Here is a 12,644-nt window from a genome sequence, read left to right as displayed (position 1 = left end):
CTTCCGTGCTCGTGGTTCGAGAAGGTTATCGGGAGATGAGAAGAAGAGTTGTCCCGATCAGGGCAGAACGCTGACGTGGATGCCCGGCGTGCGGTGCTCCGTCGCGCGCTCCACCACGCGGCCCAGGCGCAGCAGCAGGTGCTCCTCGTAGGGGCGCCCCATGAGGTGCACGCCCACGGGCAGGCCGGCGCGGTCGAAGCCCGCGGGCACGGAGAGGGCAGGGCAGCCGGTGAGGTTCGCCAGACGGATGAAGCGCATCAGGGCGTCCACCACCGGCAGGTTCGACTCGCCGGCGGGGAGCGTCGCCTCGGGGATGGCGGGCGCGGTGCTGGCCGTCGTCGGCGTGACGATGACGTCCACGTCCGCCATGAGCGCCAGCAGCTCGCGGGTCAGCCGGTGCCGGTGCCGCAGGGCGTGGATGAGGTCCGTGGCCCGGAAGTGACGCCCCAGCGCCAGGTTGGTGCGCGAGTCGAGCCCGAACACGGACGCGCGGGTCTTCACCTGCGGCAACATCGCCTCCGCCATCTCGCTCAGGATGATGCAGCTGTGCGTCCAGAGGATGGTGTTCAGGTCCGGCGCGGGAAGCTCCACCACCGTGGCGCCCGCGTCGGTGAGGGCGCGCACGGCCTCGCGGCAGCGAGCCACCACGTCCGCGTCCGCGTCCTCGAAGTAGGGCGTGCAGATTCCCAGCCGGATGCCCTTCAACGCGCCGTCTTCAAAGCCAGACAGGTGATGCGGAGGCTGCTGCCGGGCGACGACGTCGTGTCCGTCCGGTCCGGCCACAATCGCATACGCCGCCGCGACGTCGTCGACGGTGAGGCCCAGGGGGCCCACGTGCGCCACGTTCCAGCACAGCGGGGGCACACCCGTCTCCGGGATGCGGCCCCAGGTGGCCTTGAGGCCGACGATGCCGCACAGCGCGGCGGGGATGCGGATGGAGCCGCCGCCGTCCGCGCCAATGCTCACCGGACACAAGCCCGCCGCCACCACGGCTCCGGAGCCGCTGGAGCTGCCACCGGTGATGTGACCCCGGTTCCACGGGTTGCGCGCGGCGCCGTGGTGCGGGTTCAACCCGATGGGGTTGATGCCAATCTCCTGCATGTTGGCCTTGCCCAGGATGACCGCGCCCGCGGCCTTCAACCGGGCGGCCACGGTGGAGTCGGCTTGGGCCGGCTCGGTGCGGAACGTGGTGCCCAGCGTCGTGGGGAAGCCCGCAAGGTCCAGCTCGTCCTTGATGACGACGGGCACACCGTCGAACACGCTCAAGGGGGTGCCCGCGCGCAGCCGCTCCGCGGAAGCCTCCGCCGCCCGCAGCACCTCCTCCGGCTTGCGAGCGATGAAGAGCCCCAGGCGGTCCACACCGACGTCCAGCCGTTCAATCGCCTCGTGGACCTTGCGCGCCACGGCCACCGGATCCGTGCTCCCGTCCCGGTAGGCGCGAGCGAACGCCGCGACCGACTCCTGCTTCGGCGTCACGGGCGACGCGGCGGCGGCGCGCGCGGCCTGCTCCACCGGTGTCTGTGATTCGGAAGGCGGCGCACCCGGAGGCAACGGGTACTGGATGGGCGGAGCATCGCCGGCGGACAGCTCGCGCCACTGCTCGATGCCGCTGTCCCGCATCAACTTCTCCACCAGTGCCGGGCCTACGCCGCCCCGCTCCAACGTGTTGACCATGGCCTTGAGGGCCATGCCAGAGAGTCGCGGAGCCTTCACCGGTGCGCGTCGGTAGGTCATGCGCCACAGCCTAGCGTGAGGCCGACCGGGCGCGACCTGTTCGACGCGATGATCGAAGACGGGCCCGTGACGCTGACGCAAACCTGAGCTGCTCCGCCGTCATCCGACGTGCTGGAGGGCGCGTGATACATTCCGCGGTGTCATGAGCCCGCGCCGCCGAATCTTCTCCTTCGTCCTGTGTCTGTTGGCGACCGTCACCGGCTGCAAGAAGGAGGCGCCCGCCGCGCCTTCCAAGCCCACCATCGGCCTGGTGCTGGGACTGGGAGGCCGGGGCGACCATGCCTTCAACGACTCCGCTTTGCGTGGACTGGAGCTGTGGGCCGGGGGAGTGAAATACGAGAAGGCGGGCTATCAGGACGCAACCGCGTCCGAGCGGCAGGCCTCGCTGGCGCCGGACGTGGCGTCGCGCGGGTGGGAGATGATTCCGCTGGGCATCACGCCGGTGGTCCTCCAGAGCCGCGTGGCGGAGGACTACGAGCCGAACCTCCAACTGCTCGCGGAACAGCGCGTGTCGCTGGCGATGGGCGTGGGCTTCATGCTGGAGAACGCCGTGGAGACGGTGGCCCGGCGCAATCCCTCTCTGCCCTTCCTGCTGGTGGACAGCCCGCTCCTGGACGCGCAGGGCCGGGCCATCACGCTGCCCAACGTGCGCACGGTGGTGTTCCGCGAGGAGGAGGGCTGCTTCCTCGCGGGCGCGCTGGCCGGGCTCGTCACGAAGACGGGCCGGGTGGGCATGGTGGGCGGGATGAAGATTCCCCTGGTGCAGCGCTATGAAGCCGGCTTCCGGGCTGGCGTGGCCGCGACGAACCCGAACGCCACGGTGCTGGTGAACTACACCGGCAGCTTCACGGACTTCGCCCTGGGCAAGCAGGTGGGGCAGGACCTGCTGCTCAAGAACACGGACATCATCTTCGCGGCGGCCGGCGTGGACGGCCTGGGCGCCATCCAGGCCGTGAAGGAGGCGCGCGAAGCCGGCAAGGCCGTGTCTGTGATTGGCGTGGACTCCGACCCGTCCGACCTGGCGCCGGAGGCGGTGCTGTCCGCCGTAGTGAAACACGTGGACCTGGTGGTCTACGAAGCCATCCGCGAGCAGCGCCAGGGGCGCTTCCAGGGTGGCAATGTCTCGCTCGGGTTGAAGGAGGGAGGCATGGGGCTGGCGCCCGTGCGCCTGGACTTCCCGGGCAAGGCGGAGGCGCTGCGCACGGTGGAGGCGCTCCGGGCCCGTGTCATCTCCGGGGAGCTGAAGGTGCCCACGCAGCCCGACGCCGCGCAGGCCGCTGGCGCCAATCCCTGAACACGGGCCCCCGCCAGTGCAGTCCGGCTGGCTCAAGAACCGCTTCGGCTGTCCTGTTAGAAGGGCGGCCCGAGAGTCTCCACCTTCAGCTGGCCCTCGTTGATGGCCACGCTGAGCCGGCGCAGGAGGTTCAGCTGCTGCTGTTGCGTGAGTGAGGGCACGGACGCCGCCAGCTCGCGCGCCTGGGCATCTCCCCACCTGCGTGCGGAGAGTGCCCGCTCCACCACCTCGTTGCCGCGGGCCCAGGCCTCGGCGTTCCGCGTGTCTGGCGCGGGGGGCTCCTGGGGGGCCGGGTCCTCCCGGGGCGGGGCATGGGGCGCCTGGGCCTGCAACGCGCGGCTCACAGCCTGCTCGATGCGTGCCTCCAGGTCCGAGGGCAGTGCGGGGGAGGGCGCACCGGACAGCGCCACGGCGGGAGCCTGGCGCTGCGAGAGCAGCTGGTCGAGGCGTCCCTCCATCCGCTCCAACCGGGTCTCAAGCTCCCGGTTGTTTTCGGAGGCGCGCTGGCCCTGCACGAAGAGGGCGAGCCCTGCGCCGAAGAACATCAGGTTGAGCACGACGAGCGTGCGGCTGAGTGGAAACATGGCGCGGGGTGCCTTCAACGCGGGAGGCTCACGGGCCCTTGGTCTCGAAGTGAGAACCGGTGGCGACGTAGATGTACGTGCACGCCCCCACGTTGTCGTAGAGAACCTCAAGGCGCGAATCCGAGTTCAGCGAGCGGATCGTCGCGAGCATGCCGGCATCACTGGTCGAGCAGCTCACGGTGACGCCAGAGGCATCCCTCGCGTTGCACCAGCCGACCCCCGACCCGGTGGAAGCACACCACATGTACGACAAGCTGTCCGAGCCGTTGCGGGCCGTCCCCAGGTTTCCGCTGAAACGACGGGCCGTGGCGTCAACGGAGACCGAAGAGCTGAACTTCTCGCCGGCGAAGCTGATGGCGGAGAGACCCATCGCGACACACAGACCCCACATCATTCCCGTCTTCTTCATGCGGACTCCTTCTCTCTGTTGGATAAACGGTTGTTCCTGGGTACTCCAGGCGTGCGGGGATATGCCACGGGATGGGCGGCTTTCTAGTTTTCATCGGCCGCCGGTCTGGGGCGTGAAGGCCTCCGCGTACTCCGGCAGCACGAACCCGGTGGCGGCGTGGGTGACCATCTTCTCGAACACGCGCTCCAGCGGCTTCGTGGTGAGCAGTCGATAGATGTGATTGCGCAGGAACAGGCCGGCCCGGGTGCGGGGCGCGAAGAACCCGCCCACGTGGCTCGCGCCTTCCTGGCACTTCGTCGCGTAGGGCCGGAGCCGGGACTCGTAGCGTGCGAAGGCTTGGGCATGCGCCTCCGGGCTCGCGAGCAATTCCCCCGCGAGCACGTATGCGCCCATCATCGCCATGGGTGTGCCCTGTCCTCCCAGCGTGCCGCCCCAGGCCGCGTCTCCCAGCAGCACCACGCGCCCGTGTGAGTAGCGTGGGAGGCGGACGGAGCTGATGGCGTCGAAATAGAGGTCCTCCGCCCCGCGCAGCGCCTCTACGAGCCGGGCGGTCCTCCAGCCCGCGCCAGAGAAGGCCGTCGCCACCGCATCGCGCGCCACGTCCGGGGACCGCTCCTGAGGGCCGAGGGGCGCGCCGGTGAACACGAACAGCGCGCGGGCTTCGTCCTCGGCGCGGGCGCTGGTGACACACACGCCTCGGCCGGGCTCGCTGTAGATGACGCCTTGCCGTCGCAGGCCGAGCACGTTCGGCAGCGTGCATCCCACGACGCGGAATCCGTGGTGCTTCAGGTGGCCGTCATCCCCACCGAATACGCGCGAGCGCACGTTCGAGCGCAACCCATCCGCCCCCACCACCAGGTCGAAGCGTTGAGGGGCGTGCTGCTCGAACCCGACCTCCACGCCGTCGGGCGTTTCGTGGAGCGTGGTGGGGCTGTCCCCGAAGCGATACTCCACCTGCTCACGGGTGCGCTCGAAGAGCAGCTGGCAGAGGTCGCCGCGTTGAAGCTCCACATCGCCGCTCATCATCAACGCCGGGACCTCCGCCAGCGTCCGGCCCGTGGCGTCGACGAAGGCCTGTGTGCCCAGCCGCGTCCGCCGTTCGTGGATGGCCTCCCACAGCCCCATGCGCTCCAGCACGGCGCGGTGCACGGGCCCCCGGAAGTCGACGGCCTGCCCGCCGGTGCGCAGCGCGCGGGCGCGTTCGACGATGGTGATTCGCCAGCCTCGCCGGGAGAGCCACCATGCGAGGGACGGGCCTGCGATTCCTGCTCCAGCGACGAGGACGTGGGGTCGGGTCATGGTGCGTACGGTGTACGCACGTGTTGCCCTCCACAACGGGACCCCTGACGATGTTTCCAGGTGTACTAGCTCAGGCGGAATGCGCGGGGCAGGGTCTGCGCCCGCGCGCTGTCTGTACTAGTACAGGAGGCCATGGCCCTCGCTCCGTACCAGCGCATCGTCGACGACGTGAAACGGCAGTTGCGCACCGGGACGTTACAGCCCGGGGACCGGCTGCCCTCCACGCGGGAGCTGGCCCGGCAATGGAAGGTCGCGCTCGGTACGGCGGCGCATGCGTTGAGAACCCTGGCGCAGGAAGGCGTCGTGAAGGCCGTGCCGCGCGTCGGGACGGTTGTCGCGGGAGGTCCGTCCCGGACCGGCGCCACGCGGGGCTCGGCGGACCTGACACGCGAGCGCATCGTGCGCGCGGCGATCACCGTGGCGGATGACGAGGGTCTGCCGGCGCTGTCCATCCGTGGGGTCGCGGCGAAGCTGGGCCTGCCCGTGATGTCGCTCTACCGCCATGTGGCGAGCAAGGACGTGCTGCTCTTCATGATGGCGGAGGTCGCATTCGCGGAGGAGCCGCTGCCGGCGAAGCCACCGCCAGGGTGGCGCGCGCAGCTGGAGCTGGCCGCGAGGCTGGAGTGGCGAGTCTTCAAGCGCCATCCCTGGCTCGCGCGAGTGGTGAACCTCACCCGGCCCCAGCCGCAGGAGAACGCGCTCGCGTTCGCGGACTGGGTCCTGCGAGCACTGACGGAAGCGCGGCTCCAGCCGCAGGAGGCGATGCGTGTCCACGTGCTGCTCCACGCGTTCGTGCAGGGCATCGCGGTCAACCTCGAATCCGAGGCGGACGCCGTCGCGCAGTCCGGCATGAACGACGAGGAGTTCATGCAGCGCAACCTGGCCCCCTTCCTCCGGGTCGCGACGTCGGGGCGCTTCCCGCACTTCGAGAAGGTGCTGGTCGGCCTGCGCCCGGGGTTCGACCTCGACTTCGATGAACTGTTCGAACTGGGTTTGCGCGTGTGGCTCGACGGGTTGGAGGCGCGGCTCGCGAGGAGGACCGGCCTCGCGAAGCCACGCTGAGGCTCACGGCTTACGAGGGGCCTTCACCGTGAACCATTTCACGGTGCGGTCGTTCCCAGCGCGCGGTCCAGCCCGGCGGCGGCGGCGTTGAGCTCCTCGAGCGCCTCGATGTGTCCACGCCGGGCCTCCAGGCTCTCCCGGCGGAGGATGAGGAGCTCGGTAAAGCTCAGCTTGCCGGCGCTGTAGGCCTCCATCGACAGCTCCAGGTTCTCCTCCAGGGCCTGGACGACGTCGTCGGCGTAGAGCTCCGCGGCGACCCGCGCGGTCCGGTAGCGGGCCGCCGCCAACGCGACCTCGGTGCGCACGGCACGCTCCAGCGCCGTGAGCGACCCCTGCGCCCGCTGCACCTCCGCCGCGGCCTCGCCTCGCGCCGCCTGGTTCTGATTGAAGAGCGGAAGGGTGAGCCCGATCGACCCCTGGACCACGGGCGTGCGGTCGTCACGGGTGTAGCTGGCGCCAATCGTCGGAGTGGGCAGCACCTGCCGGGACGCCAGTTGCTGGCTCGCGCGCGCGGCCTCCACGGTCTGTCGGACGGCCCGGAGGTCCGCGCGCCTCGCCAGGGCCCGGGCCTCCAGGTCCTCGGGCACGGGCTCCAAGCCCGCTGGAAGCGCCAGCTGTCCCGAAAGCGTCAGCGGCGTTTCCGGCGACATCCCCAGCAGCACGCGGACCTCCGCCAGCGCCGCCGCGAGCGCCTGGGTGGCGACCGCTCGCTCCCGTCCAGCACGGCCCACCTCGACCCGGGCCGTGTTCACCTCCAGCCGGCCCGCGGCGCCGGCCTCGAACCGCTCCTGAGCGATGCGCACCGCCGACTGTGCGAGCGACAGGGCCTGCTCCGCGAACTGGAGTCGCTGCTCCGCCGCCAGGGCGCGCCCGAAGGACTCCTTGACCGTGGCGGCGACCTCCACCCGCTGTGACTCCAGTCGCGCCCGGGCCGCCGCCAGCTCCGCCTCCGCTGCGCCGACACGCGAGCCGCGGGTGAAGAGGTCCAGCGGCTGGCTCACGGCGATGGTGAGGTCCACCGGGTGGCCGTGCGTGAGGCGGGGCCCGACGGTGCCGCTCAGTTGAGGGTTGGACGGGAGCAGGAGCCGGGCTCCCTTCAGGCGCGCCTGGGCCGCTGCCTCATCCGCCTGGGCGGGGATGAGCCGAGGACTGTGCTCGAGCGCCTGGGTGACCGCTGCCTCCCGCGTGAGTCCGTTCGTGGGCGCCTGCTGCGCGGATGCAGGGAGCGCGAGGAGCAGCAACACCAGCAGCTCACACCGCGACATGTTTCACCTCCTCGTCCTCGAATCCGCCCTCGTCATCGTCGGCCAGCTTCGGCCCGCCTTCACGTGCGGCATCCGCGCCAGCCCCAAAGACGGAGTACAGGACCGGCAGCACCACGAGCGTCAGCAAGGTGGATGACAGGAGGCCGCCAATGACGACGGTGGCCAGGGGACGCTGCACCTCCGCGCCCACGCCCGTGTTGAGCGCCATGGGCAGGAACCCGATGGCGGCCACCGAGGACGTCATCAGCACGGGGCGCAGACGGGAGAGCGCCGCCTCGCGCAGGGCCACCTGCAGGGCCGTCCCCCGGTCGAGCAGCTGGCGCACCCGGGACACCAACACCATGTCTCCCAGCACGGACACCCCCGACAGCGCGATGAAGCCCACCGCGGCGGAGATGGAGAAGGGGAGGCCTCGCACCAGCAGGGCCAGCACCCCGCCCACCAGCGCGAAGGGCACGCCCACGAAGATGCGCAGCGAATCCAGCACGCGGCGATAGGTGAGGTAGAGCAGCCCGAAGATGAGCGCGAGCGCCACGGGCACCACGATGAGCAGGCGCGCCTGGGCGCGCTCCAGGTTCTCGAACTGCCCGCCGTACCGGAGGAAGTAGCCCGCGGGCAGCTCCACCTTCTCCGCCAGCGTCTGGCGCACCTCCGCGACGAAGCCGCCCAGGTCTCGCCCGCGCACGTTGGCCTGCACCACGATGCGCCGCTTGCCCCACTCGCGCTGGATGGTGGTGGGGCCGGACACCTCGCGCATCGTCGTCAGCCGTCCCAGCGGAATGCGGGACCCATCCGGAGCCGCGACCAGCACCGTCGCGAGCTTCGCGGGCTGCTCGCGGTACTCCTCCGCCAGGCGCACGGCGAGGTCGAACCGGCGCTCGCCTTCACGCACCTCGCCTGCCTTCCGGGTGCCCACCGCTTCCACGACGTCCAGCACGTCGCGCGCGGGAATGCCGTAGCGGGCAATGGCCGCGCGGTCCACGGCCACCTCCAGGACGGGCTGCCCCGTGACCTGCTCCACGGTGACGTCGGTCGCTCCGGGGATGGCGCGCACCAGGGCCTCCAGCTCCTTCGCCTTGGCCTTGAGGATGTCCAGGTCGTCACCGAACAGCTTGATGCCCACGTCGCTCCGCACGCCGGCCACCATCTCGTTGACGCGCATCTCGATGGGCTGGAGGAACGCCATGCGCATGCCGGGCATGTCCGCGAGCTCCGCCTTCATCTCCGCGACGAGCTCGTCCTGGGTCGCCGCGCGCTTCCACTGCTCGCGCGGCTTCAAGGTGATGAAGACGTCCGCGAGCTCGATGCCCATCGTCTCCGTGGCCACCTCGGGTGAACCCGTGCGCGTCCACACGCGCTTCACCTCGTGGGGGAACTTCGCGAGCAGCACCTTCTCAATCCGCGTCCCGTAGCGGACCGACTCCGTGAGCGACACCTCCGCCAGTCGCACGGTGTTGATGACGAGGGTGCCCTCCGACAGCCGGGGGACGAACTCGCGTCCCAGTTGCGTGGCCGCGAGCCCCGCTCCCAGCACCAGCAGTCCCGCGGCGCCGAGCACCCACCGGGGATGCGCGAGCGCCCGGTCGAGCAGCGGCTGGTAGCGCCGCTTGAGGACGCGCACCAGCCAGGGCTCGCGGTGCGCGTGCGCGGCCCCCTTCTTCAAGGCGAAGGACGCCAGCACCGGCATCAGCGTCATGGAGATGAGCGCGCTGCCCAGCAGGGCGAAGATGACGGTGAGCGCCATGGGCCGGAACAGCTTCCCCTCCACGCCCTCCAGCGTGAGGATGGGGAGGTACACCACCATGATGATGAGCTCGCCGAAGAGGGTGGGCTTTCTCACCTCCACGGCCGCGTCCCGCACCACCTCGCGGATGCTGCGTCCCCCCGTCGCCTCCGCCAGCCGCTTCTCCGCGTTCTCCACCAGGATGACGGAGGAGTCCACGACGAGGCCGAAGTCGATGGCGCCCAGGCTCATCAGCGTGCCCGCGACGCCGAAGCGCAGCATGCCGTTGAACGCGAAGAGCATGGACAGGGGAATGGCCGCGGCGACGATGAGCCCGGCGCGCACGTTGCCCAGGAAGAGGAAGAGGATCGCGATGACCAGGAGCGCGCCCTCGAAGAGGTTCCTCTCCACGGTGTGGAGCACCAGGTCCACGAGCTCGGTCCGCTCGTAGACGGGCTCCACCGTCACGTCCCGTGGTAGGCCCTTCTTCACCTCCTCCAGGCGGCGGGCCAGGGCCGCGGTCACGGTGTGGGAGTTCTCTCCCATCAGCATGAAGCCGAGTCCGAGCAGCGCCTCGCCTTGTGCGTCCGCGGTGGTGGCGCCGCGCCGGATTTCACGGCCCACCTCCACCCGCGCGACGTCCCGCACGAACACCGGCACGCCCTGGCGGGCGGCGATGACGACCTCGCCCACCTGCTTGCCGTCCTCCAGGACGCCCACGCCCAGCACGAGGCTCGCGGCGCCTCCCTGCTCCATTACACCGCCGCCCACGTTGGCGTTGTTCGTCTCCAGGGCGCGGTAGACGTCGCCGAGCGTCAGGTCGAACTGCTGCAGGCGCTTCGGGTCGACGATGACATGCCATTGCCGCTCCGCGCCTCCCCAGGTGTTGATCTCCGCGACCCCGGGCACGCTGCGCAGCCGCGGGGCGATGACCCAGTCGTGGAGCGCCCCCAGGTCCTCCAGGCTGCGCGTCCGGCTCTTCACCAGGTAGTGGAAGACCTCTCCCAGGCCCGTGGCGACGGGCCCCAGCGTCGGCCTCGCCACGCCCGCGGGCAGCTCCAGCGCCCCCATCCGTTCGTTGATGACCTGCCGGGCGAACCAGACGTCGGTGCCCTCCTTGAACTGCAGCGTCACCTGTCCCAGGCCGAACTTGGAGACGGAGCGCATCTCCTCCAGGCCCGGCAGGCCCGCGAGGACCTGTTCGACGGGGAGCGTGAGCTGCCGCTCCACTTCGACGGGCGTGAGGGCCGGCGCCACCGCGTTCACCTGGACCTGGGTGGGCGTGGTGTCGGGGAGTGCGTCGATGGGCAGGTCCCGGAAGGCGAGGCCACCGGAGATGATGAGCGCGAGTGTGCCCGCGAGCACGACCCCGCGGTGCTTGAGGGACCAGTCGATGGTGCGGATCAGCATCGTGGGGTCACCCGCCCCCTTCTTCGCAGCAGCCCGCGCCGATGGAGTCCTTCAAGATTTCCGTCTTGAGGAGGAAGGCGCCCGTGGTGACGACCTCCATCCCGGCCTGGAGCCCCTTCACCACCTCCACGGAGTCGGAGAAGGTGTCGCCGAGCTCCACCTCGGCGGGCTCGAAGAGGCCGGCCCCCGTCTTGATGAAGACGAGGCTCTTGCCGTTCGCGCGTTGCACCGCCGCCCGGGGCACCAGGAGCATCTCCCGGGCTTCGGACACCTGGATGCGCGCCCGCAGGAAGACGCCCGCCTTGAGGGCCCTGTCTGGGTTGGGCAGCTCCACCCGCATGCGCACCGTTCGCGTGCGCGGATCCACCGCGTTGCCCACGCGGCTGACGGTGGCCTCCAGCGGTGGCCCGCGAGAGCCCTCGATGAAGAGGTGGACCTGCTGCCCGGCGCGCACGGCGCCCGCTTCGGCTTCCGGCACCTCCAACTGGGCCCACAGGGTGGAGAGGTCCGCCACCTCCAGCAGCACTTCGCCCGAGGCGGCGCTGCGTCCGATGGTGGCGTTGCGCGACACGACGGTGCCGGCGAAGGGGCACGTCAGGGCGTAGCGTCCCCCCGTGCCAGAAGGCGCCGCACCGGCCGCGCCGAGGGCTGCCCGTGCGCTCTCGGCCGCCCCCAGCGCGGCGGCCAGCTCCGCCTCGGCGGACTCCTGGGCCTGCTTGGGGGAGATGCCCCTGGCGACGAGGCGCCGCTCGCGCTCGACGGCCGCCTGCGCGGCTTCCACCCGGACCTTCGTCGCGGACAGCTGGGCCTGGCCCTCTCCCACGGAGGCGGAGGCGAGCATCAGCAGCGGCTGTCCGGCCTTCACCTCGTCACCCACGTCCACCCGCGTCTCCAGGACGAGCGCTTCGCCGCGGGAGGACAGTTGGGCGCGGCGGTTCTGGTTGAAGTCCAGTTGCCCCACCACCTCCAGCGTTCGCGCCAGCGTGTCGCGCTGCACCCGCTGGGTGCGCAGGCCCACGTCGGCTTCCGTCTCCGCGGAGGCCAGTCGCACGCGCGTCGGCGCGGCGAGCTGCTGCTCCCGGCCCGCGCCCTTCGCGAGCTCCGGGTGGTGGATGGGGCAGACGGACAGGGGGAAGCCGTGCTCGCGGCAGTAGTCCCCGGCCTCGATGTACTTCGCCACCAGCGCGGGATGGCACTGGGTGCACATGGATTCGGGGACCCCGTGCTCCTTGCACCAGTCCTGCGGCGCCTGCTGCTCCGTGAAGGTGAGCTTCGGGTTGCACTGGAGACACTGGGACTCCGGCACGCCGTGCTCCTCGCACCAGTCGCCCTGCGCCTTGAAGACCTCCACGAACTCTGGATTGCACCGGGTGCACAGCTCCGCCGGCACCCCGTGTTGACACAGCTTCACCTGGGCCTGGGCGGACTGCGCCGAGGCCGGAGGAGTGCCCGCATCGGCTGTGGGCGTCACTTCCGCCGGAGCGGCCTTCGTGCAGCCCGCCCCAGACATGAGGAGGAAGAGGGCGAGCGCTCCCAGGCCGATGCGGGCAGCCATCACTTCACCCCCTTCTCGGCGAGCTTCGGATTGCAGATGACGCACTGGGATTCGGGCCGCTGGTGCTCCTCGCACCAGTCGCCCTTGGCCTTGTAGACGGCGGACAGCTTCGGGTTGCAGCGGGCGCAGAGCGCCTTCTGCACGCCGTGCTCACACGTGGCCTTCGGGGCATCCGCGGTGGTGGTGGGCTTCGCCTTGGGGGGCGCCTCTTCGGCGAGGACAGGCAGGGAGAAGGACAGGACGGAAAGGACGGCGAGGGAGCGGAACGAACGCATGGATGTGGACTCCTGCCGTGCCCTTGCCGGCGCG

General features: G+C 70.6%; 10 protein-coding genes. 2 read left to right on the top strand and 8 right to left on the bottom strand.

The features are described from left to right. Window positions 1-57: 57 nt before the first annotated feature. Complete coding sequence (locus tag D7X30_RS08375; RefSeq protein WP_120562309.1) at window positions 58-1,734, bottom strand: amidase; 1,677 nt, start codon at window positions 1,732-1,734, stop codon at window positions 58-60. A 142-nt stretch (window positions 1,735-1,876) separates the two neighbouring features. Between D7X30_RS08375 and D7X30_RS08370 the strand changes: the two genes are divergently transcribed. Further along, a complete protein-coding gene (locus D7X30_RS08370) occupies window positions 1,877-3,028 on the top strand; it encodes a BMP family protein (protein WP_120562308.1) in 1,152 nt (383 codons plus the stop codon). Window positions 3,029-3,084: 56 nt separating this feature from the next. Here D7X30_RS08370 and D7X30_RS08365 read toward each other — a convergent pair whose 3' ends face one another. From D7X30_RS08365 to D7X30_RS08355, 3 genes are all read right to left on the bottom strand, one after another. Next, entirely contained in the window at window positions 3,085-3,612 is a 528-nt protein-coding gene (locus D7X30_RS08365; RefSeq protein ID WP_120562307.1) for a hypothetical protein, read from the bottom strand. Window positions 3,613-3,640: 28 nt separating this feature from the next. Next, window positions 3,641-4,021: a hypothetical protein gene (locus D7X30_RS08360; protein ID WP_147443138.1), complete on the bottom strand. Its 381-nt coding sequence runs from the start codon at window positions 4,019-4,021 to the stop codon at window positions 3,641-3,643. A gap of 90 nt (window positions 4,022-4,111) precedes the next feature. Continuing rightward, window positions 4,112-5,320: an FAD-dependent monooxygenase gene (locus D7X30_RS08355; RefSeq protein ID WP_120562305.1), complete on the bottom strand. Its 1,209-nt coding sequence runs from the start codon at window positions 5,318-5,320 to the stop codon at window positions 4,112-4,114. 132 nt (window positions 5,321-5,452) lie between these two features. On the opposite strand from D7X30_RS08355, the gene D7X30_RS08350 reads away from it, so the two are divergent. Beyond that, window positions 5,453-6,382 carry a TetR/AcrR family transcriptional regulator C-terminal domain-containing protein gene (locus D7X30_RS08350; protein WP_120562304.1) on the top strand — a complete coding sequence of 310 codons (930 nt, stop codon included), beginning with the start codon at window positions 5,453-5,455 and terminating at the stop codon, window positions 6,380-6,382. A gap of 38 nt (window positions 6,383-6,420) precedes the next feature. Here D7X30_RS08350 and D7X30_RS08345 read toward each other — a convergent pair whose 3' ends face one another. The 4 genes from D7X30_RS08345 to D7X30_RS08330 are packed head-to-tail and all read right to left on the bottom strand — an operon-like array spanning window position 6,421 to window position 12,610. Further along, window positions 6,421-7,647, bottom strand: a complete 1,227-nt coding sequence (locus tag D7X30_RS08345; RefSeq protein WP_120562303.1) for a TolC family protein — start codon at window positions 7,645-7,647, stop codon at window positions 6,421-6,423. Then, on the bottom strand, window positions 7,634-10,780 hold the full coding sequence (locus D7X30_RS08340) for an efflux RND transporter permease subunit (protein ID WP_120562302.1): 3,147 nt from the start codon (window positions 10,778-10,780) through the stop codon (window positions 7,634-7,636). The genes D7X30_RS08345 and D7X30_RS08340 overlap by 14 nt, the downstream gene beginning before the upstream one ends. 7 nt (window positions 10,781-10,787) lie before the next feature. After that, window positions 10,788-12,335, bottom strand: a complete 1,548-nt coding sequence (locus D7X30_RS08335) for an efflux RND transporter periplasmic adaptor subunit (protein ID WP_233591453.1) — start codon at window positions 12,333-12,335, stop codon at window positions 10,788-10,790. After that, window positions 12,335-12,610: a hypothetical protein gene (locus D7X30_RS08330; protein WP_120562300.1), complete on the bottom strand. Its 276-nt coding sequence runs from the start codon at window positions 12,608-12,610 to the stop codon at window positions 12,335-12,337. Before D7X30_RS08330 ends, D7X30_RS08335 begins: the two co-directional genes overlap by 1 nt. Window positions 12,611-12,644 lie beyond the last annotated feature (34 nt).

It is taken from the genome of Corallococcus sp. AB011P (genome assembly GCF_003611605.1).
GTDB classification, from domain to species: Bacteria; Myxococcota; Myxococcia; order Myxococcales; family Myxococcaceae; genus Corallococcus; species Corallococcus coralloides.
This window is presented reverse-complemented; position numbering and strand designations above follow the sequence as displayed.